Genomic DNA, 21,053 nt, shown 5'->3' with positions numbered 1-21,053 from the left:
GGCGTCAGGGGGAGCGCTCGAGCGGCATGACCGACACGGAGAAGACGGCTGGCGAACACCCGCTGATGCGGTACGTCGTGGAGAACCCGGAGGCATTCGCGCACAACCTCGCGGCGGCGATGGAGAACCTCGGCAAGGCCGCGGCCGCCTATGTGGAACCGCGAGAAACGGGCGAGGTCAAGGCGACGCTCGCCGAGGAGCTCACCGAGGTCACCAAGACGCTGGCCAAGGTCGGCGAATACTGGATCTCCGACCCGCAGCGCCTCGTCGAGGCGCAGACACGGCTGATGACCGGCCTGATCGGGCTCTGGGGTGCGTCGCTGCAGCGCATGCTCGGCAACGAGGTGGCGCCCGCCGCCACGCCGGAGCCGTCGGACAAGCGCTTCCAGGACGAGGACTGGCGCAAGAACCAGTTCTTCGACTTCCTCAAGCAGGTCTACCTGATCTCCTCGCGCTGGGCGCAGACCATGGTGACCGACGCCGACGGCCTCGATCCCCACACCCGCCAGAAGGCCGACTTCTACGTCCGCCAGATCGCGGCGGCGCTGTCGCCGTCGAACTTCCTGCTGACCAACCCGGAGCTCCTGAAGGAGACCGTCTCCAGCAACGGCGCCAATCTCGTCCGCGGCATGAAGATGCTGGCCGAGGACATCAAGGCCGGCGGCGGCGACCTCAAGATCCGCCAGACCGACGCGACCAAGTTCAAGGTGGGCGTCAACCTCGCCCTCACCCCGGGCAAGGTGATCTGGCAGAACGACGTTTGCCAGATCCTGCAATACGAACCGGCGACGCCGGACGTGCTGCGCCGGCCGCTGCTGATCGTGCCGCCCTGGATCAACAAGTTCTACATCCTCGACCTCACGCCCGAGAAGTCGTTCATCAAGTGGGCGGTCGACCAGGGCCAGACGGTGTTCGTGATCTCGTGGGTCAATCCGAACGAGCGCCAGGCCGGCAAGAGCTTCGAGCACTACATGAAGGAGGGCATCCTCGAGGCCCTCGACGTGATCGAGAAGGTCACCAAGGTGCGCGAGGTCAACGCCATCGGCTATTGCGTCGGCGGCACGCTGCTGGCGGTCACCCTCGCCTATTGCGCCGCGGTCGGCGACGACCGCATCAAGAGCGCGACCTTCTTCACCACCCAGGTCGACTTCGAGAACGCCGGCGAGCTCAAGGTCTTCGTCGACGAGGAGCAGATCCGCATCCTCGAGGACCGTATGAGCGAGCGCGGCTACCTCGAGGGCAAGAAGATGGCCGGCGCCTTCAACTCGCTGCGCGCCAACGACCTGATCTGGCCCTATTTCGTCAACAACTACCTGCGCGGCAAGGAGCCGTTCCCGTTCGACCTGTTGTTCTGGAACTCCGACTCGACGCGCATGCCGGCGGCGAACCACTCGTTCTACCTGCGCGGCTGCTATCTCGAGAACCGGCTCGCCAAGGGCACCATGGAGGTGGCGGGCGTGAAGCTGGACCTCTCCAAGGTCACGATCCCGATCTACAACCTCGCCACCCGCGAGGACCACATCGCGCCGCCGAAGTCGGTGTTCGTCGGCTCCGGCCTGTTCGGCGGGCCGGTGAAATACGTGCTCGCCGGCTCCGGCCACATCGCCGGCGTCGTCAACCACCCCTCGCGCGGCAAGTACCAGTACTGGACCGGCGGTCCGGCCACCGGCACGCTGGAGAAGTGGATGGCGGCCGCCGAGGAGCATCCCGGCTCGTGGTGGCCGGACTGGCAGGCCTGGATCGAGGCGCAGGACGACCGCCGCGTCAAGGCGCGCAAGATCGGCGGCGGCCGCCTCAACCCGATCGAGGACGCCCCCGGCGCCTACGTCCGCATCCGCGACTGATGCCGAACGGACGGAAGCCCGACGCTCAGCCCCGCCGCGCGACGAAGCTGATCGCCACGATCAGCCAGGACGCGATCAGCAGCAGGCCGCCCATCGGCGCGGCCATCGGGAAGAGGTGCGCTTCGGTCACCGCGCGCATGGCGAGGTCGCCGGCGAACAGGGCGATGCCGACCGCCATCACCACGGCGGCGAGCCTGGACAGCCGGCGCGAGCCGCCGAGCGGGCCGGCCAGCGCCAGGAGGGCGGCGGCGTGCACCAGCAGCATCTTGCCGGCGGTGTCGAGATTGGTGCCGGCGTAGGCGTGCGCACCCGCGGCCGAGGCCGCGACGCCGGCCGCCCCGGCGAGCCCCGCCAGCACGCCGACCGCCCGGTCGAGATCGAGACCCATCCGCCCCTCCTGTCGCGCCATGTTCGCCGCCGGGCGCGCGCGGCGCCGCGGTTCGGCTTCGGCTCCGGTACCTGTCTCGCAAAGTTCCGACTCGTCGGCACTTTGCGGGGTTTCGGCCTTTCGGCCGGCGCCCGGTCGGGCGCTTCTCGCCCGCAAAGTCCGACCACGGGTCGGAACTCTGCGAGCTCGCCATCACATGGTACGGCCGGGCGATTCGTGCCATAGCGGCCGGCGACGCCGCCCGCCCCGCTTTTCGCCGAGACGAGGTCCCGACATGGCCGAGATCGTCGCCGTCGCCGATCCCGACGACCCGCGCATCGCCGCCTACCGCAACGTCCGCGACCGCGACCTCGCGGGCGGCCACGGCGGCCGCTTCGTCGCCGAGGGCGAGACCGTGCTCGCGGTGGCGCTGACCGCCGGCCGCTTCCGAATGGAATCGCTGCTCGTCGCCGAGAACCGCGTCGCGGCACTGGAGCCGCTGTTCGCCGCCCACGACCTGCCAGTGTTCGTCGCGCCGATGGCGGTGATGGAGGCGATCGTCGGCTTCCCGATCCACCGCGGCGTGCTCGGCGTCGGCCTGCGCGGCACGCCGGCCGATCCCGCCGCGCTGCTGGCGGCACGGCCGCCGCTGGTGGTCGGCCTTTCGGGCATCGCCAACCACGACAACGTCGGCGGGATCTTCCGCAACGCCGCCGCCTTCGGCGCCAGGGCCGTGCTGATCGACGGTGCCACCTGCGACCCGCTCTACCGCAAGGCGCTGCGCGTCTCGGTCGGCGGGGTGCTGAAGGTGCCGTTCGCGCGGGTGCCCGATACGCTCGCCATGGTCGACCTCCTCGCCGCCGCCGACTACGCCGTGCTCGGCCTGTCGCCGCGCGGCGCCCGACGGCTCGACGAGATCCCGCGTGATCGCCCGGCTGCGCTCCTCCTCGGCACCGAGGGCCCCGGCCTCTCCGACGCCGTCATGGCCGCCACCGAGACCGTCCGCATCGACATGGCCGGCGGCTTCGACAGCCTCAACGTCGCCACGACCTCCGGCATCGCGCTCTACGAACTCGCCCGCGGTCGGACGGTGGGGTGACGACCGCGTCCGGCGCCGTACCGGCGTGACTCATGGCGGCCGGGCCTCCCCGCTCCCGGCCACGATCCGACCGCGGCGGCTCCCGTGATCGCACGTCCGCCCACGCTTCGACCGCTCCGCCGCGCGATCCGCGCCACCGTCGGCGCCCCGATCGCCGCGCCGACCGTTGCGCGGGCGCGCCGCAGCCGCCACCCTCGCGGCATGACCACGCGATTCCCCCTCGATCCGCCGCGCGACTGCCCGCGCTGCCCCCGCCTCGTCGCCTTCCGCGAGGCCGCCCGCGCCGCCGAGCCGACCTGGCACAACGCGCCCGTGGCGAGCTTCGGCCCGGCGGGCGCGCGCCTGCTGATCGTCGGGCTGGCGCCCGGGCTGCGCGGCGCCAACCGCACCGGCCGGCCGTTCACCGGCGACTACGCCGGTGACCTGCTCTACGAGACCCTGGTCGACTTCGGCTTCGCGCGCGGCACCTATCGCGCCGATCCGGCCGACGGCCTCGAACTCCTCGACGCCGCCATCACCAACGCCGTGCGCTGCGTGCCGCCCGAGAACAAGCCGACCGGCCCGGAGATCGCCGCCTGCCGGCCGTTCTTCGAGGCGACCCTCGCCGCACGCGAAGGTACCCGCGCGCTGGTCGCGCTCGGCCGCATCGCCCACGACCAGGTGCTGCGCACGCTCGCCCTGCCGGTGACGCGCTTTCCCTTCGGCCACGGCGCGGTCCACGATCTCGCCCCGGCCCGGGCCTTCCGGCTCTACGACAGTTACCACTGCTCGCGCTACAACACGAACACCGGCCGGCTCACCCGCGAGATGTTCCGCGCCGTGTTCGCCCGCATCGCCGACGACCTCGCCGCCGCCTGACACCGAGCTCGCGAAGTTCCGACCTCCGGTCGGCGCCTTTCGGGTAAGGAGCGCCCGGCCGGGCGTAGGCGGGATGGCCGCAACCGCGCGAAGTCCCGACGCGCCGGGAACTTGCGAGACCGGTACGAGGGCGATCAGGCGAGTTCGACCTGCACCACCCCCGGCACCGCGCGCAGCGCGCCGGCGATCTGCGGCGAGACCTTGTAGCGGCCGGGCAGCCGCACCTCGACCTCGCCGCGCCCGCCCTCGGCGAGCACGATCAGCGAGACGTCGCCCTCGCCGCCGCCGGCGAGGTGGCGGTGGATGCTCTCGACCGGCTCGGGTCCGCGCAGGAAGATGCGCAGCGCGTGCTGCAGACGTCCGGCAGCCTGATCGAGCGGTTCGACGCTGTCGATCCGGACCGAGATGCCCTCGGGCTTGTCCTCGGCGGAGACGAGCAGGATCACCGACTGGCCGGGTTCGAGCAGGTCGCGGTAGTGCGACAGGCCCTCGGAGAAGATCACCGCCTCGTACTGCCCGGTCGGGTCGGAGACGGTGAGGATGCCCATCTTGTTGCCGGTGCGGGTCTTGCGCTCCTGGCGCGCCACCACCGTGCCGGCGAGGCGGCCGGCGGTGGCGCCGCGCTTCACGCCGGCCGAGAACTGCCCCCACATCTGGACGCGCAGCCGCTCCAGCAGCGGGCCGTAGGCGTCGAGCGGGTGGGCGGAGAGGTAGAAGCCGATCGCGCCGTGCTCGCGCTGCAGGCGCTCGTCGGGCAGCCAGTCGGAGCGCGACGGCAGCGGGATCGCCGCGGCGGCGTTGGCCGGGCCGCCGAAGCTGAAGCCGCCCTGCCCGGCCGCTTCGTCGTCGAGCCGCTTGTTCGCGGCGGCCATCACCTTGTCGAGGCCCTCGAACAGCCGGGCGCGGTTGGGCTCGAGGCCGTCGAAGGCGCCGGCGGCGACGAGGCTCTCCAGGATGCGCTTGTTGAGCGCCTTGGGGTTGATGCGGTGGGCGAAGTCGGCGACGTCGCGGAACGGCCGGTCGCCGCGGACCTCGACGACGTGCTCGACGGCGTGGCGGCCGACGCCCTTGACGGCGCCGAGGGCGTAGAGGATCCGGCCGTCCTCGACCTCGAAGTCGACGTGCGAGCGGTTGACCGAGGGCGGCACCACCTCGATGCCGAGGCGGATCGCCTCGCGGCGGAAGTCGTTGAGCTTGTCGGTGTTGGCGGCGTCGAGCGTCATCGAGGCCGCCATGAACTCGACCGGGTGGTTGGCCTTCAGATAGGCGGTCTGGTAGGCGACGAGGGCGTAGGCGGCGGCGTGGGACTTGTTGAAGCCGTAGTCGGCGAACTTGGCGAGCAGGTCGAAGATCATGTTGGCCTGCGCCTCGTCGAGGCCGTCCTTCACGGCGCCGGCGACGAAGCGGACGCGCTGGGCGTCCATCTCGGCCTTGATCTTCTTGCCCATGGCGCGGCGCAGGAGGTCGGCCTCGCCGAGCGAGTAGCCGGACAGGATCTGCGCGATCTGCATCACCTGTTCCTGGTAGACGATGATGCCGTAGGTCTCCTTCAGCACCGGCTCGAGCTTGGGGTGGATGTAGTTGGCGGCCTCGCGGCCGTGCTTGACCGCGCCGTAGACCGGGATGTTGGCCATCGGCCCCGGGCGGTAGAGCGCCACCAGCGCGATGATGTCCTCGAAGCGGTCGGGCTCGATGTCGGCGATGGCCTTGCGCATGCCCATCGATTCCAGCTGGAACACGCCGACGGTCTCGCCCTTGGAGAGCAGCGCGTAGGTCGCGGGATCGTCGAGCGGCAGGGCCGAGAGGTCGATCGAAATGCCGCGCCGGGCGATCAGCTTGACCGCGGTCTCGAGCACGGTCAGCGTCTTCAGGCCGAGGAAGTCGAACTTCACCAGCCCGGCGCTCTCCACCCACTTCATGTTGTACTGGGTGACCGGCATGTCCGAGCGCGGATCGCGGTAGACCGGCACCAGCTGGTCGAGCGGGCGGTCGCCGATCACGATGCCGGCGGCGTGGGTCGAGGCGTGGCGGTAGAGACCCTCGAGCTTCATCGCCATGTCGATCAGGCGGTCGACGACCGGATCGTCGCGGCGGGCCTCCTTCAGCCGCGGCTCGTCCTCGAGCGCCTGCCCGAGCGTCACCGGGTTGGCCGGGTTCTGCGGCACCAGCTTGCAGAGCTTGTCGACCTGACCGTAGGGCAGCTGGAGCACGCGCCCGACGTCGCGCAGCACGGCACGCGCCTGCAGGGTACCGAAGGTGATGATCTGCGCGACCTGCTCGCGGCCGTACTTGCCCTGGACGTAGCGGATCACCTCCTCGCGCCGGTCCTGGCAGAAGTCGATGTCGAAGTCCGGCATCGAGACGCGTTCTGGGTTGAGGAAGCGCTCGAACAGCAAGGCGAAGCGCATCGGGTCGAGGTCGGTGATGGTCAGCGACCACGCCACCAGCGAGCCGGCGCCCGAACCGCGGCCCGGCCCGACCGGGATGCCGTGGGCCTTGGCCCACTTGATGAAGTCGGCCACGATCAGGAAATAGCCGGGGAACTTCATCTTGGTGATGATGCCGAGCTCGAAGCCGAGGCGGTCGCGGTAGTCCTCGACCGTCAGGCCGGGCGCGAGGCCGTGCACCTCGAGCCGGCGCTCCAGCCCCTCCCAGGCCTGCCGCGCCAGCTCCTCGGCCTCGGCCTTCTCGGCGAGGGCGACGTCGTCGACGTCGGCGCCGGCGAAACGCGGCAGGATCGGCTTGCGCTTGCGCGGCCGGTAGCTGACGCGGCGGGCGATCTCGACGGTGTTGGCGAGCGCCTCCGGCAGGTCGTGGAACACCGCCGTCATCTCGGCGCGGGACTTCAGGTAGTGCTCCGGCGTCAGGCGGCGGCGGTCGTCGTCGGCGATGACGCGGCCCTCGGCGATCGCGATCAGCGCGTCGTGGGCCTCGTAGTCGCCGCGGGCCGGGAAATAGCACTCATTGGTCGCCACCAGCGGCAGGCCGGCGCCGTAGGCGAGCGCGACGAGTTCGGGTTCGACCAGCGCCTCGGCCGGCGTGCCGTGGCGTTGCAGCTCGACGTAGAGCCGGTCGCCGAACAGGGCCGCGAGCCGCGCCAGCCGGCCGGCCGCCACCGCGCCGTGACCGGCCGCGATCGCCCGGTCGACCGGACCGTTCGGGCCGCCGGTCAGGGCGAGGATGCCGTCGGCGCGGTCGGCGAGGCGGTCGAACGGCAGGTGCGGGCGCGCGCCCGGCTCGGTCTCCATGAAGGAGCGCGAGACCAGGATGGTCAGGTTGTCGAAGCCGCGCTGGGTCGCCGCGATCAGCACGATCGAGGGCAGCCCCTGGGCCGGAGCGCCGGGCCGCCGGCGGTCGGCCGGCTCGTCGCCGAAGTCGACCGCGAGCTCGCAGCCGACGATCGGCTGGATGCCCTTCTCGGCCGCCTTCTCGGAGAACTCGAGCGCGGAAAACAGGTTGCCGGTGTCGGTCACGGCGATGGCCGGCTGGGCGTCGGCGTCGGCGAGTTTCAGGATCTTGGAGAGCGGCAGCGCGCCTTCCAGCAGCGAGTAGGCGCTGTGGACGCGAAGGTGCACGAAGCCGATGTCGTCCGCCATGTCGCCCGCTCCCGCCGTCCCGCTATCGACGCCCTCCGCCGGCGCGAGCGGCGCCGAGTCGGAGGCCGTCGGACCATCCGCGCCGACCCTAGGCCGGCGATGCCGGAGGCCTCAACGGCCGCGGCACCGTCGTCCACGGCGGCGCGCCGCTTCTCCACCGCCGCCACCCGGGAGCCCGGTGTCAGACCCCGGGGTCGCCGAGACCGAGCAGCACCACCGCCACCATGGTCGCGAACAGCACCAGCGCCCCGAAGGCGGCGGCGTCGCGCACGACGGTCGCCTGCGCCACCTGCTGGGCGAGCCGGACCGAACGCGGCACCGTGAAGTCGCGGACGGTGGGCAGCTCGCGGGCCGTCGGCGCGGCGTCTCCGAACAGCCGGCGCGACAGCTCGCGCGATCCCGTTTCGTTCCAGGAACGGCACGCCCGCGACAGCGCGGCGAGCCAACGGCCCCGCCGGGGCGCGGCGAGAGGATCGGCACCGAGGCCCCAGCCGTCGGCGGTACGGACGAAGTGAATGGTGGTCATCGCTAGGCCTCCGTTCCTCTCAATGTTCCTATTTTGTTCATGGTCGCCGCAGTTGTCAACAGGCTGGCCGCGGATGATTCGAACCGCGATCCGGGCCGGGGTCGACGGCGTGGCGACCGGCGATCCGCGGCGGTTGCGAGGGGTTCCGCCGAGAACGAACCATGATCGGGAGGGGTGACAGGAGATGTCAGCAGGCGCGGACGCGGGCGCGGCGATGAGCGCCGGCGCGCCCGGGTCGACGCCGGACCTGTCCGCCTCAGACGAGGTCGATCACCACGTCCTGGACGGCGATCACCTCGTGGACGCGTCGCCAGTCCCGGTTCTCCTCGCCGAAGGGCACCACCGGCCAGGTCCAGCGGTCGTCGGCGTCGGGCGCGTCGACGCCGTGGAGGAGGTCGACGCCCTCGATCAGGGCGTCCTCGCGATCGCGGATCTCGTAGGCGACGTCGGTGACGAGGCAGGTGCGGCAGGAAAGGCCGGCGAGCGACTCGAGGTGGGCCGCGATCAGCCGCGCCACCGCGTCCTCCGGCAGCAGGCGGGCGTGGCCGCCGCGCCCCCGCAGGCGCCGTTCGGCGCCGACGCCGATCTGCGACAGCACGTTGGCCGACAGTACGAGGTCGACGCCGTCCATGCGCCGGACGAAGGCGAGCGGGTCGAGCCGGCCGCCGATGTCGTCTTGGCCGGTGGCGGCGGCGATGCGGCTGCGTTGGACCAGCTCGTCGTATCCGGAGATGTCGCGCGTCATGAACTCGACGTGGCGCCAGCGCCGGCCGAGCACGGCGAGACGGACGGGCGCGAGGTGGACGAGGTCGACCAGCACCACCTTGCGGAAGCGGGCGGCGAGGCTCGCCATCGGCACGTCGCGGAGGAGGCCGGAGCCGAGCACCACGGCGGTGTCGCCCCCGCCGACCGCCGCGATCGCGGTCTCGAAGGCGGCGCGGGTGCGCGCCTCGTGCTCGGCCCAGGCGCGGGCGCAGCGCCGGCCGCGCGCCCAGAGCGCCACGGCGTCGCGCACCGCGCCGCTGCGGTGGGCGGCGCGCGGGGCGGGCGAGGCGAGGTAGACGGCGAGTTCGGCGAGCACGCCGCGGGTCTCCGGACGGGACGGAACGGGTCGGGGCGCCCGGCCGCGCGCGACGGCGATTCGAGAGCCGGCGCCACGATAGGCCGATCGCCGGGCGGGGAAAACGTCCGGGCCCGCCCTTCCCTCGGCCGCCACGCTCCACCATCATGCGCGCCGACCGGAGGACCCCCGATGCGGATCGCGACCTGGAACATCAACGGCGTCAAGGCGCGGATCGAAACCGCCCTCGCCTGGCTCGCCGAGGCGTCGCCGGACGTGGTCTGCCTGCAGGAGATCAAGAGCGTCGACGAGGGCTTCCCGCGCGCCGAATTCGAGCGACTCGGCTACAACGTTGAAACCCACGGACAGAAGGGATTCAACGGCGTGGCGCTGCTTTCGAAGGCACCGCTCGAAGATGTCTCCCGCGGCCTGCCCGGCGATCCCGACGACGTCCAGGCGCGCTGGCTGGAGGCGCGGATCTCGGTGCGCGGCGGCACGGTCCGCGTCGCCTCGCTCTACCTGCCGAACGGCAATCCGGTCGGCACCGAGAAGTTCGCCTACAAGCTCGCCTGGATGGCCCGGCTGAAGGCGCACGCGGCGGCGCTGCTCGCCGACGAGGAGCCGGTCGTGCTCGCCGGCGACTACAACGTGATCCCGCAGCCCGAGGACTGCCACGACCCGCGCGTGTGGGCCGGCGACGCGCTGTTCCAGCCGGAGAGCCGCCGCGCCTTCCGCGAATTGCTGGCGCTCGGCTACACCGACGCGCTGCGCGCCGTCGACGACGCGCCCGGTCGCTACACCTTCTGGGACTATCAGGCCGGCGCCTTCCAGAAGAACTGGGGCATCCGGATCGACCATCTGCTGATGTCGCCGCAGGCGGCGGACCGGCTGGCGGCGGTCGAGATCGTCCGCCACGTCCGCGGCTGGGAGAAGCCGTCGGACCACGTGCCGGTGGTGGCGGAACTAGGTTTCGAGCCGCTGTGAGGGCCGGCGCCGCGCGGAGGACGCGACGGCGTCAGCGGTTGGCGGAGGTGCGGCGGGCGGCCGAGCGCGGCTGGCCGTCGTCGAGGTCGCCGGCGGTGGCATAGGCCGCGGCGTTCTCCGCGAGCCACTGGTCGGCCATGGCGGTGGCGCGGCGGCGGACCTCCTCGCCGGCGATCGAGAAGGCGGCCTCGTGGGCGGCGCGGATCTCGGCGTCGTCGCGGTGGACGAAGCGGGCCTGCTTCAGCGCCACGGTGAGCCACATCAGGCCCTGGACCGGGTTCGGCTCGATCTCGTCGCCGGCGGTGAGCAGCTGGCCGAGGCGCAGCTGCGCCTCGATCTCGCCCTTGCGGGCGGCGAGCAGGAACCAGCGCGCGGCCTGGCGCGGATCGCGGTCGCCGCCGACGCCGTCGAGATACATCCGGCCGAGGTTCACCTGCGCCTCGGCGTCGCCGAAGTAGGACGCGGCGTAGGTGAAGATCTGGCGGGCGCGGCCGACGTCGGGACCGACGGCGGAATTGTCGATGCCGTTGAGATAGTAGGAGCCGACCTCGACGAAGGCGTTGGCCACGAAGGGCGCCTGCGGCGAGGTGGGGGCGTCGTCGCCGTGGGCGGCGATCAGGCGGGAGAAATACTCGAAGGCCTTGAGGTCGTCCTCGTGGACGCCGTCACCGGCGGCGTACATCCGGCCGAGCTTCCACTGGGCGGCGGGATGACCGCTCTCGGCGGCCGATTCCAGGCCGTCCAAGGCCTGTTTGGTGTCGCCGGCGTAGTAGGCGCGGGCGCCCTGGCGCAGGGCCTCCAGCGCCGCCTCGTCGCAGCACATCCCGGAATCGGACGGCGTGGGCAGATCGAAGCCGAAGGCCGGTCCACCGAGGGCGATCGCGGCGGCGACCAGGGCCGCACGCATCATCGGAACGGGTACGCGATTGACTGTCCGCATTCTGACCTTCGGAGAGACACCCATCCGGACCGGCCTCGAGGCCGATCGTCGGAGAACTCCCCGTCCTCCCGTTCCTTGCCTTAGCCCGGCAACCGTAAATTCCACGTTCGCGGACCGCGACGGAACCCGAGGTTCCGGACGACGGAGACGAAACCTGCCGATACAATCCGGCGAAGTTGCGACCCCGGTGTCGGCGCCCGCGGCCCGCCCTCGGGGCTCCGACGAGGCCGACGGTCGTGCCGGTTTATGGCTGAATAGCGGCGTCCGCGGCCACCCGCGGGGGCCGGCGCGGGAGATGGTCCGGATGTTGCGGAATCGTCACAGATCGTGACGGCCGCCGAAGAGCGCCACCGCGCTCGCCGGGGCGCAGGCGGAGGCGCGTTCGGCGAGGTCGGCGGCGGCGCCCGCGGCGACCGGGAGCAGGCCGGCGAGGTCGCGCGCGGGCCGGCCGCAGCGGCGCGCGACCTCGGCGGCGACGGCTCGGCCGATGCCGCAGGTCACCACCGGCGCCGCCTCGTCGAGGCCGGCGCCGGAGAGCACCTGCAGGACGCCGTCGTGGACAGCGCGGATCTGCGCCTCGGCGAACCAGACGGCGACGGCGCGCCAGCCGGCGTCGTCGAGTTCGGGCACGTCGCGGCCGACCATGCGCGACAGCCGGAGCCGGCTCGCGGCCTCGGACTTGTCGCGGCCGTCGGCGGTGGCGTGGCGGTCGTCGTCGGGGCCGAGACGGCCGAGCAGGCGGTTGGCATCGGCGATGGTGGCGAAATACTCGGCCATCACGCCGGTCCAGGCACCGGCCACGGGCGCGCGCGGCGACAGCGCCATCAGCGCCGTGCGCACCGCGCCGGTGTAGATCAGTTCGCCCGCCGCCATGCGCTCGGCGTCGGTGACGCCGCGGGCGGCGACCGCCCCGCCGTGCACCGGCACGACGTCCGTCGTGGTGCTGCCGATGTCGAGGACGAGCGCGTCGGCGACGGCGCGGCCGACGAGGCGGGCGGTGGCGTGCCAGTTGGCCGAGGCGATGCGGTCGACGTGGTCGGCGACGGCCTCCGGCGCGACGAAGCCGGCCGCGCCGGCGTAGACCGTGACGCCGGCGAGCCGGCGGACCGCGGCATCGGCGAGCACGGCGACGCCCTCGGCGCGGCTGCCGAACAGGTCGACCAGCTCGCCGGTCATCGTGACCGGGTTGGCCGGGGCGGACCCGATCGCGGCGGTGGCGGCGGCGAAGGCGGCCTCGAGCCGGTCGAGGCCCTGCCAGAGCGCGCAGGGCTCCTGGACCACGGCGACGATCCGCCCGGCCTCGACCCGCGTCGCCTTGAGGTGGGCGCCGCCGATGTCCCAGCCGATGGTCGCCGCCGAGGTCGAAGTCATGGGTGCCGTCTCCGCGATCGGCGCGTCGCCCGCGCCCGTCCGCCCGCCTATAGCGCAATCGTGGCCGCGCCGTCGCCGGCCGCGCCCGCCTCGCCTATACCTGAGGGGTCCCCGAGTCGCGGGATGCCACGGGGTCGCGGCGGGCGCGCCGTGGCGAGGCTGACGGAGGCGGCGATGCGCATCGTTCCGGTGATCGACCTGATGGACGGCCACGTGGTCCGCGCCCGCCACGGCGACCGGGCGTCCTACCGGCCGATCGAGACGCCGCTCGCCCGCGGCTCGGCGCCCGAGGACGTCGCGGCCGGACTGCTCGCGCTCCATCCGTTCCGCACGCTCTACGTCGCCGATCTCGACGGCATCCTGCGCGGTGCGCGCGCCGACGCGGTGATCGACCGGCTGGTCGCCCGCTTCCCGGACGTCGTGTTCTGGGTCGACAACGGCCTCGCCGACGGCGCCGCCCTCGCCGCCTGGGCGGACGCCCACGGCGCGCGGCCGATCGTCGGCACCGAGAGCCAGACCTCGGCGGCGGCGCTCGTCGCGGCCGGGCCGGCGGCCGTGCTGTCGATCGACTTCAAGGGCGAGGCCTACGCCGGACCGGAGGAGATCCTCGCCGACGCCGGGTGCTGGCCCGACGACGTGGTGGTGATGACGCTCGGCCGGGTCGGCGGCCGGGCCGGGCCGGACTTCGCGCGCCTCGCCGCGATCGCCGGACGGGCCGGACCGGGCCGGCGCGTCCACGCCGCCGGCGGCGTGCGCGGCGCCGACGACCTCGCCGCCCTCGCCGAGGCCGGCATCGCCGGCGCGCTGGTCGCAACCGCGCTCCACGACGGCACGCTCGACACCGCGGCCCTGGCGCGCTTCGCGGACGGGCGCTGAGGAAGGGCGGTCCGCCGGACGACGGAACGAGCGGTCGGGGCCGCCTCCTTCCGAAAAGTAGAAGGGGCGGCCGAAGCCGCCCCTTCCGAATTCGCGATGTTCACCCGAAGAACTTGGCCAACAACCGCTGGATCAGTGACCGCGGCATTGCCGGGGCAGTGGTCTGCCCAGGGTTGTCTCGGATCTAAGCTCCGAACGGATGCTTCGCAGTGTCCTTCTGCGCGGTCACTTCGGCCGCGGTCGGCTTGCCGGCGACGGCGCGCTGGATCGACAGCTTGGTGGCCTCGTAGTTGTACTTCTGGATCTTGGCGTCGTCAGCCGCTTCCCAGTGGATGAACACGCCGACCAGGATGTACAGGTCGTCGGCCTCGTCGGCCGGGATCGTGCCGTCGGCCACGCAATCCTGCACGGCCTTGGCGACGCCGTACTGCGCCGGTCCGAACATCTGGACGGCCTGACGGGCGTCCTTGATGGTCACCTTGTTGAAGAGGATGGTGTTCGGCTTGCACGGCAGGTTGGGGGCGATCACCGCGAGCAGCGAGGTGAAGCCGTCCTTGTTGTTGGACAGGCTGTTCACGAACGCCGACTCGGCGGCCGAGCCACGCGGTCCGATGATCAGGTCGATGTGAGCGACCTCGTTGCCGTCACCGACCAGCGCCTCGCCGAGCAGTACCTTGTTGATCTTCGCCATCGGTCAAACCTCCCAGTAAAGTGATCTACACGGCGATCGTCTCCGTGACCGCCGTGCCCCGTTCATCCTTGTTGTCGGCGCTTGGAGCGATCCAAACCGGTTTGCCGGAGTACGAGGAGATACCAGACACTTGGGAACGTACTGCCCGTGCCCGGGCCCGGCAAGCCACGGCATATACGTAGTCTCACTTATTCCACAGGAGATGTCCGACGAACTCGGTCGCTACCGTGAGGTCGGCCGACGTACCGGGATTGATACCCCGCCTCTTCAACCCGCGATCGAATTCGAGCAGCGCCGGCAGGTCCTCGGCCGCGCAGAAAGCCCGGTGTTCCGCGAATTCCGCCCGCACCGCCGCCGCGGTGGCCGCACCGTGCTTGCGCTCGACATGCGTGTCGGGAAAGCCCGCGGCGAAGGCGAAGTACACGCTCGCGGTGACCCAGGACGGGCGCGCGTGCGACACCATGGCCCGCCGATGCGTGACAAGTCCGGTCTCGAAGACGTCGGCGAAGGTCGTGACGTATTGTCGCGCGATGCGGTCGCGTTCGGCGGCGAGCGCCATGGCCTCCGTCAAAGTGACGATGGCTGGGCCGCCGACGTCGCCTTCGGGCGCCGATCCGAGCCCGCCGGGATTCGCCGCGACGATGGCCTGGAACGCCGCCGCGGCGTCGTCGACCGAGGTGGCGGCGAGGACTTCGGCGAGCCGGGCGCGCAGCGCCGCCTCGTCCGTGGTGCCGCCGAGGGTCTCGAAGGCGAGCGCCAGCGGGGCGCACAAGAGCAGGATGCCGAGGTTGGTGTTCTGGCCGACCGCGGCGATCGTCGCCGTCACCGCCCCCTCGATCCGGGCGCCGACCCCGGCGCCGGGCCGGGCGAGATGCGGCGCCGAGACGTCGGCGCTGACCTCGAAGTCGGCCACCGTCATGCGGTGACCGGGGGCGTGGTCGTGGACGTTGCCGGGCTTGATCGCCCGGAGTTCCGCGGCGCAGGCGGCGCGGAACGCGGTCTCGATCCGCTCGCCGAGCGCGCTCACGCCGGCTCCTCCGCCGACTCTGGCACGGCGATGCCGGCCGCGGCGAGGAAGTCGTCGACGAGGGCGGCGGCAACGTCGCGGCCGGCGACCTTCTGGAGCCCGTGCCACGCCGGCATCGAGTTGACCTCGAGCACCGCGAGGCCGCGGTCGCCGTCCTCGATCAGGTCGACGCCGGCGAAGGCGGCTCCGACGGCCGCCGCCGCGGTCAGCGCCAGCCGCGCCGCCTCGGGACCGACCACGAAGGGCTCGGGCGTCGCGCCCTGGTGGACATTGGTGAGCCAGGTCTCGCCGGCGCGGATCATGCCGGCGACCACCCGGCCGCCGGAGACGAAGACGCGGAAGTCGCGGAAGCGGCCGCCCGGCCGCGCCACGAAGCGCTGCAGGTACCAGACGCCCGCGACCTCCTCGCGCCCGGGGAAGTCGGCGATGTCGGTCAGGCGGCGGATGCCCTTGCCCTGCGAGCCGAACAGCGGCTTCACCACGACCGCCCCGCCCGCCGCCAGCACCTCGGCCGCGAAGGCGCGCGCCTGCGGCTCGCTCTCGGTGACGAGGCCGTCCGGCGTCGGCAGGCCGGCGCGGACCAGGGCGACGCTGGTGGCGCCCTTGTCGCAGCAGCGCTCGACCGCCCGGGGCGGGTTCCACACGGTGACACCGACGGCCTCGAGCTCGTGCAGCACGCCGAGGCGCATGGTGATCGCCTCGAAGCTGCCGGCGGCGATGCCGCGCACCATGACGGCGCGCGGCCGGCGGCCGGCGAGGCCAGGGATCCGCACCGGCTCGCCCGCGCCGACCGCGAAGGCGCAGTCGGACAGGGAGGCCACCACCGGCGTCACCCCGCGCCGCCCGAGGGCGGCGGAGAGGCGACGCAGGTGCCAGTCGGCGGTGTCGGTGAAGATGACGACGGGGTCGGACGGATCAGGAGAACGAGGCATCGACGAGTTCGGGAGCGAGCGCACCGCCGCGGAAGCTACGCCCGCTCTCGACCGCCGTCACCACCACTTCGGCGGGCGAGAACAGCGCGCCGTCGATGGCGTAGAAGTCGCCGTTGAATTTCTGGAACACCTCGGCGAACGGCAGGCCGTAATCGCGCGAGGTGCGGCTCGGCAGGTCGTTCGCCAGCGTCTCGGCGTCGCCGTCGGGGCCGGTGACGAAGAGGTGGACCCGGCCGCCGTAGATGATGGCGTCGTTGGTGCGGCCCATCGCCTTGACGAAGTCCGGCGCCGGCGGCGCCAGCGGCGCGAGGCCGATGCCGTCGATCACCCGCTCCAGCGGGAAGTGCAGCGTGTGGACCTTGTGCAGCGCCACCTCGAGCACGCGGCCGACGACCTGGGTCGAGCCGGCGAGGCTCTGGGTCGGGGCGTAGAGGAAGGTGATGCGCTCGGGCGCGGCGCCGGTGGCCTCCATCACCTTGCGGACGATGCTCTCCGGCGGCGGCGCGCCGGTCTCGAGCACCAGCGCCACGTCGGGCGAGGCGTCGCGGTAGCCGAGTTCTTCGTAGAGCGTCTCGACCGCGGCGGTGGCGCGGCCGGGGCCGGAGCCGAGCGCGAACCAGTTCGGGTCGTCCTCGCCGCCGGCGAGCGCCCAGCCGGCGTACTGGCTGCCGAGGCAGCCGATCACCGGGTCGGCCGAGCCGACCTGGATCGAATGGGGCCACGCCGACAGCGCCGCCACCGACGGCACGATCGAGACCTGGCCGAGGCCGCCGAGGCAGATCTCGGTCAGCCGGCGGCCGACCTCGAGACCACCCGGCACCGCGGCGCCGGCATCGATCAGCCGGCAGCCGAGCGGGCCGGTGGACACCTTCAGGCGCAGGCGCCCGGCGTCCGCCGCCAGGGCGTCGACCAGGGGTGCCGCGAGCGCTCCCACGCTCGGCCGCTTCACCGCATCGTTCATCGCTCGCTTTCCCCCAAACTTCGTTTCAAGGCCACGGCCCGTTCTTCGGCGAGCCTCCGCGCGGACGTCTCGTCGGCCGCCTCCGCGACGACGGTGGCGATCGGCCAGCCCGCCGAGACGGTCGATCCGGCGGCCGGCCGGTCGAGAACGTGGGGCGGCCAAACCGGCGCCGACGGCACGCGAATATCCGCCGTCGCGTAGGTCACCAGCGTCGCGCGAATTGTCGCATCGATGGCTGGCGGCGGCACCGGCCCGCCACGGCAGGCGGCGATGTGCATTCCCAACAATGGTTTGTCGACTATATCTAAAGCGTCGAGCGAAGCACCCGGTCGCGGATTGACCTCGAGCGCCCACCAGTCGGCGCCGTCGACCAGCATGTCGAGTGAGACGAGGCCGACGAGACCGAAGCGGCGCGCCAGGGCGTCGGCGGCGGCGCGGATCGCCGCGTCGGCCGGCGGCGGCGCGACCGGGCCGACCACGCCGGCGAAACGGAACGGGGCGTCGGGGGAGGGATCGGCCCACTGGCGCGAATAGGCGAGCACGCGCCCGCCCCGGCCGTCCGCCAGCACCAGCGCCGACGTCGGCGTGCCCGGCACCCGCGCCTGCGCGTAATGGCCGGCCGGGACGGGGCCGGGCGCGGCGGGGCGGACGTGGACGCCGCCGGTGCCGGCGCGGCGCTTGACCAGGAAGGCGCCCTCCTTCGGCACGACGCGGGCGATCGGCGGATGGGGAATGCCGAGGTCGGCGCAGGCGGCGGCGAATCCCTCCGGTGCCTTCACCGCCGCGACCGCATCGGCGCCGCAGCCGGCGAGCGGCCAGCGTTCGGCGAGCCGGGCGATCAGCCGCGGCCGGTCCTCGAAGCCGGAGCCGAGCACCAGTGCCGTCGGTGCCGCCCCCGTGCGGGCGAGCAGACGATCGATCGCGGGCAGGAGATTCCGGCGGGTGAAGCCGCAGCGGAAACCGCCCGCGACCCGCTCGACGGGGCCGAGCGCGGCGGTGTCGTCGTCGGCGAAGAAATCGACGGCGAGCGGCCGCAGGCCGGCGCGCGTCGCGGCGGATGCCAGAGCGCGGGCGGACTGGGCGATCACCAGCACGGACGGACGGGCGTCGCTCACGGGTCCCTTCCCCGAGACGACGGCGGCCCCGTGCGGATCGCCGCGACGGGGCCGGCCGGATACGGGACGTCCGGGCCGCGGGTGCGATCCGCGGCCGCGGGCGGCCCTTGCCGAGTTCGCAGAGGTCCGACCTCAAGTCGGCCCTTTGCGTGCGAGGAGCGCCCGACCGGGCGCCGGCCGGATGGCCGAAGGCTCTCACGGTCCCGACACGTCGGGACCGCGAGAAACAAGCGTCACGCGCCGCGGATGAAGCGGCGGGCCTCCTCGAAGGCGTGGCGGAAGTCGAGCGCGACCGGGGTCTCGGTGGCGATCATGCGTTTGAACAGCAGGTGCTGCGCCTGGTACTTGACGTTGCCGATGGCGAGCGCACCGAGGGCCAGCGCCTTGTCGGTACCCGGGATCGGCTCGCCGTTGGCCATCACGTCGATGCCGGCGATGCCGGCGGGCGGCACGGCGTTGACGTCGGCCGCGACCAGCAGGCTCTTGACCTGACGGATCTGCTGCTCGTCGAGGATCTGCACGCCGGCCGGGCCGGCGGAGAAGATGATCTCGGCGCCGGCGGCGGCCTCGAGGTTCTTTTCGGAGGAGGAGCCGTCGGCGGCCTCGACGTCGACGCCGAAGCGCTCCTTCATGTCGGCGGCGATGCCGGCGACGCGCTTGATGCCGTCGTAACCGGTGATCACCACCGAGGCGCCCTCGAGCGCGGCGATCACGGCGGCGGAGAAGGCGACCACGCCGGTGCCGCCGTAGATCACGACGCGCTTGCCCTTGAGGTCGGTGCCGAAGCGGTCGGCGAGCAGCTTCTCGGCCGAGGCGACCATGCCGGCGGCGGTGGTGAAGGAGCCTGCCGGATCGGCGAAGACGTTGATCTCGAACGGCGGCACGAAGCTCTCGACCGTCGTCTTCATCATGTCGAGCGAGACGATGGCGTTCTTGCCGGCGATGAAGAAGCCGGTCTTCACCGCGTCGGACGGCGAGCGCGAGAAGATGGCGTCCTGCACGAGGCCGCGGACCTCGTCGGGCGTGACGCTCTGGTAGGTGGCGATGACGTCGTAGCCCGCGTCCGCGGCCATGTTCACGTCGAACGGGCTCATGTGCTTGAGCGGCGTGATCATGTGCAGGATCGTCTTCGACATCTGAATTCCCCGAACGCGGTGCATGGGACTGACGGGTGGCGCGAGGATGGCGCGCGGTTGTCCCCCGCCTCCGGTGCCGTCACGCGAGGACGTCCACCGAAGCTCCCCGGTTTCTGCCCCGCGCGACCAGGAATCTCAAGCCGGACGCCGTGTGACAGTTGCGCACAACGGTATCGATCAGGTTATCGGCGGCGGCCTCGGACCCCACCAGCGCGAAACCGGTCGGCCCCCACGAACTCTGGCCGACGCCGGCCGCGCCGGCCGCCGCGGCCGCCTCGAGCGCCGCCGCGACCTTCGGGCTGGCGAAGCGGCGCCCACCCTGGGCCGGCGCGAAATGGTCGCCGATCCGGGCCTGGATCTCGGTCAGCGCGTCGCCGACCGAGCCGAGGTCGGCCTCGGCGAGGCCCGGCAGCAGGCGGATCAGCACGAGCCGGCAGAGGTGGGCGACCGCGTCGTCGGCCATCGGCGCCAGGGTGCGGAAGGCCTCGACCTCCTCGGCGCCGTGGACGCCGACGTGGGCGTCGTCGAGCATCAGCACGACGCGCCAGTCCTCCGGGAAGGGCAGCCGCGCGATCACCGGCGGCACCCCGCCGCCGGGCCGCCGGCCGCCGTCGACCACGAAGCCGCCGGCGAGGAAGGCCGCGACGCCGATCCCCGAGCGCGCGCCGCGCTCGAGCGCGCCGCCGACCGTCGCCGGATCGACCGCGATGCCGGCGAGCCGGCCGAGCGCCACCGCCATGGCGAGCGCGATCTGGGTGCCGGAGCCGAAACCGGCGTGGGCGGGCATCACCTCGGTGACGGTGATGGCGCCGCGGGCGGGGATCCCGTGGAAGGCCGCGGCCTCCTCGGCGTAGCGCAGCGCCCGCGCGGCCTCCGGCCCTTCGGCGGTGAGGCTGTCGGCGCGGCGGATCGTCATCGCGAAGGACGGGCGGTCGACGGCGAGGCCGATCGAGCCGAATCGTCGGCCGAGGCTGCCGTTCATGTCGATCAGGCCGAGGTGGAGACGGGCCGGCGCCCGCACCGCGACTTCCATGGCGTCGCCCCCGGTCCGGCCCTCTTCGTCGCTGCCCTGCACGCCCCGCCTCTCGTCCGACCGCACCTGCGCCGCTTGGCCGCCCCGACCGAGCGGCCTACCTTCCGTTCACCGGACCGGCGCCGCGAGGCGGCGGCCGCGCCACTGTGGCGCCCCGGGGAGGAGGATGCAACGATGGCCGAGAAGACCTATTCCGAGGACGAGATCAAGGAACGTCTCGCGCGCGAACTGCCGCACTGGCGCTACGAGGACGGCTGGATCCGCCGCACCTACCGCACCTCGTCGTGGAAGGGCACGCTGATGGTGATCAACACCGTCGGCCACCTCGCGGAGGCCGCCTGGCACCACCCGGACCTCACCGCCTCCTACGCTTGGGTCGAGGTGCGGCTGATGAACCACCACGCCAAGGGCGTCACCGACAAGGACTTCGCCCTCGCCACCAAGATCGAGGACGTCGTGCAGTGGCAGCCGGGCACCGAGGGCAAGGGTCTCGAGGGCACCCCACGCGACGACCTGCGCTTCTCCTACGTGAAATACGATTGATCGGGCGCGATGGCGCATCGGGCCGTCCGGGGTGATGCACGGCGCGGCGGATTCGGCGTAGGCTGCGGCGGGACCGTCCTCCGCAGCCGGGGTG

The 21,053-nt window shown here is 72.6% G+C and carries 19 protein-coding genes; 6 read left to right on the top strand and 13 right to left on the bottom strand.

All coding sequences use genetic code 11. The features are described from left to right. Nucleotides 1–26 precede the first annotated feature (26 nt). On the top strand, nt 27–1,844 hold the full coding sequence (gene phaC / locus EDD54_RS02435) for a class I poly(R)-hydroxyalkanoic acid synthase (RefSeq protein WP_126536903.1): 1,818 nt from the start codon (nt 27–29) through the stop codon (nt 1,842–1,844). 25 nt (nt 1,845–1,869) lie between these two features. Here the strand turns inward: phaC and EDD54_RS02430 are convergent, their stop codons facing one another. After that, nucleotides 1,870–2,232 carry a DUF423 domain-containing protein gene (locus tag EDD54_RS02430; RefSeq protein ID WP_126536905.1) on the bottom strand — a complete coding sequence of 121 codons (363 nt, stop codon included), beginning with the start codon at nt 2,230–2,232 and terminating at the stop codon, nt 1,870–1,872. Nucleotides 2,233–2,506: 274 nt separating this feature from the next. Between EDD54_RS02430 and EDD54_RS02425 the strand changes: the two genes are divergently transcribed. Then, nucleotides 2,507–3,310, top strand: a complete 804-nt coding sequence (locus tag EDD54_RS02425) for a TrmH family RNA methyltransferase (protein ID WP_126536907.1) — start codon at nt 2,507–2,509, stop codon at nt 3,308–3,310. A gap of 201 nt (nt 3,311–3,511) precedes the next feature. Then, the gene (locus EDD54_RS02420) at nt 3,512–4,168 is read left to right on the top strand and encodes a uracil-DNA glycosylase (protein WP_126536909.1); all 657 of its coding nucleotides are present in this window, start codon (nt 3,512–3,514) and stop codon (nt 4,166–4,168) included. A 134-nt stretch (nt 4,169–4,302) separates the two neighbouring features. Here EDD54_RS02420 and dnaE read toward each other — a convergent pair whose 3' ends face one another. The 3 genes from dnaE to EDD54_RS02405 form a co-directional block, all read right to left on the bottom strand. Further along, nucleotides 4,303–7,764 (bottom strand): DNA polymerase III subunit alpha, encoded by a 3,462-nt coding sequence (dnaE, locus tag EDD54_RS02415; protein WP_126536911.1) that lies wholly within the window; start codon nt 7,762–7,764, stop codon nt 4,303–4,305. A gap of 181 nt (nt 7,765–7,945) precedes the next feature. Then, the gene (locus EDD54_RS02410; RefSeq protein WP_126536913.1) at nt 7,946–8,290 is read right to left on the bottom strand and encodes a hypothetical protein; all 345 of its coding nucleotides are present in this window, start codon (nt 8,288–8,290) and stop codon (nt 7,946–7,948) included. 256 nt (nt 8,291–8,546) lie between these two features. Then, nucleotides 8,547–9,371 carry a hypothetical protein gene (locus EDD54_RS02405; protein WP_126536915.1) on the bottom strand — a complete coding sequence of 275 codons (825 nt, stop codon included), beginning with the start codon at nt 9,369–9,371 and terminating at the stop codon, nt 8,547–8,549. A 171-nt stretch (nt 9,372–9,542) separates the two neighbouring features. Here EDD54_RS02405 and xth point away from each other — a divergent pair, with 171 nt between their 5' ends. Then, nucleotides 9,543–10,334 carry an exodeoxyribonuclease III gene (gene xth / locus EDD54_RS02400; protein WP_126536917.1) on the top strand — a complete coding sequence of 264 codons (792 nt, stop codon included), beginning with the start codon at nt 9,543–9,545 and terminating at the stop codon, nt 10,332–10,334. 31 nt (nt 10,335–10,365) lie between these two features. Here xth and EDD54_RS02395 read toward each other — a convergent pair whose 3' ends face one another. Together EDD54_RS02395 and EDD54_RS02390 are read right to left on the bottom strand one after the other, a co-directional pair. Then, a complete protein-coding gene (locus EDD54_RS02395) occupies nt 10,366–11,274 on the bottom strand; it encodes a tetratricopeptide repeat protein (RefSeq protein ID WP_207620636.1) in 909 nt (302 codons plus the stop codon). Nucleotides 11,275–11,592: 318 nt separating this feature from the next. Continuing rightward, the gene (locus EDD54_RS02390; protein WP_126536919.1) at nt 11,593–12,645 is read right to left on the bottom strand and encodes a hydantoinase/oxoprolinase family protein; all 1,053 of its coding nucleotides are present in this window, start codon (nt 12,643–12,645) and stop codon (nt 11,593–11,595) included. A gap of 174 nt (nt 12,646–12,819) precedes the next feature. Between EDD54_RS02390 and EDD54_RS02385 the strand changes: the two genes are divergently transcribed. Continuing rightward, nucleotides 12,820–13,521 (top strand): HisA/HisF-related TIM barrel protein, encoded by a 702-nt coding sequence (locus tag EDD54_RS02385; protein WP_166653428.1) that lies wholly within the window; start codon nt 12,820–12,822, stop codon nt 13,519–13,521. Nucleotides 13,522–13,705: 184 nt separating this feature from the next. On the opposite strand, the gene fae is transcribed toward EDD54_RS02385, so the two are convergent. The 7 genes from fae to EDD54_RS02350 form a co-directional block, all read right to left on the bottom strand. Next, nucleotides 13,706–14,212, bottom strand: a complete 507-nt coding sequence (gene fae, locus EDD54_RS02380) for a formaldehyde-activating enzyme (protein ID WP_126536921.1) — start codon at nt 14,210–14,212, stop codon at nt 13,706–13,708. Between the two features lie 184 nt (nt 14,213–14,396). Then, nucleotides 14,397–15,239 (bottom strand): triphosphoribosyl-dephospho-CoA synthase, encoded by an 843-nt coding sequence (locus EDD54_RS02375; protein ID WP_126536923.1) that lies wholly within the window; start codon nt 15,237–15,239, stop codon nt 14,397–14,399. Continuing rightward, nucleotides 15,236–16,171 (bottom strand): ATP-grasp domain-containing protein, encoded by a 936-nt coding sequence (locus EDD54_RS02370; protein ID WP_126536925.1) that lies wholly within the window; start codon nt 16,169–16,171, stop codon nt 15,236–15,238. Before EDD54_RS02370 ends, EDD54_RS02375 begins: the two co-directional genes overlap by 4 nt. Beyond that, complete coding sequence (mch, locus tag EDD54_RS02365; RefSeq protein WP_126536927.1) at nt 16,155–17,132, bottom strand: methenyltetrahydromethanopterin cyclohydrolase; 978 nt, start codon at nt 17,130–17,132, stop codon at nt 16,155–16,157. Before mch ends, EDD54_RS02370 begins: the two co-directional genes overlap by 17 nt. Next, the gene (locus EDD54_RS02360; RefSeq protein ID WP_126536929.1) at nt 17,129–18,247 is read right to left on the bottom strand and encodes an ATP-grasp domain-containing protein; all 1,119 of its coding nucleotides are present in this window, start codon (nt 18,245–18,247) and stop codon (nt 17,129–17,131) included. The genes mch and EDD54_RS02360 overlap by 4 nt, the downstream gene beginning before the upstream one ends. Nucleotides 18,248–18,480: 233 nt before the next feature. Next, a complete protein-coding gene (locus tag EDD54_RS02355) occupies nt 18,481–19,383 on the bottom strand; it encodes an NAD(P)-dependent methylenetetrahydromethanopterin dehydrogenase (RefSeq protein WP_126536931.1) in 903 nt (300 codons plus the stop codon). Between the two features lie 79 nt (nt 19,384–19,462). Further along, nucleotides 19,463–20,458, bottom strand: coding sequence for a beta-ribofuranosylaminobenzene 5'-phosphate synthase family protein (locus EDD54_RS02350; RefSeq protein ID WP_245515620.1), 996 nt, complete (start codon nt 20,456–20,458; stop codon nt 19,463–19,465). A 132-nt stretch (nt 20,459–20,590) separates the two neighbouring features. Here EDD54_RS02350 and EDD54_RS02345 point away from each other — a divergent pair, with 132 nt between their 5' ends. Further along, nucleotides 20,591–20,959 (top strand): 4a-hydroxytetrahydrobiopterin dehydratase, encoded by a 369-nt coding sequence (locus EDD54_RS02345; RefSeq protein ID WP_126536933.1) that lies wholly within the window; start codon nt 20,591–20,593, stop codon nt 20,957–20,959. Nucleotides 20,960–21,053: the final 94 nt, after the last annotated feature.

The organism is Oharaeibacter diazotrophicus (assembly GCF_004362745.1).
Taxonomy (GTDB): domain Bacteria; phylum Pseudomonadota; class Alphaproteobacteria; order Rhizobiales; family Pleomorphomonadaceae; genus Oharaeibacter; species Oharaeibacter diazotrophicus.
This window is presented reverse-complemented; position numbering and strand designations above follow the sequence as displayed.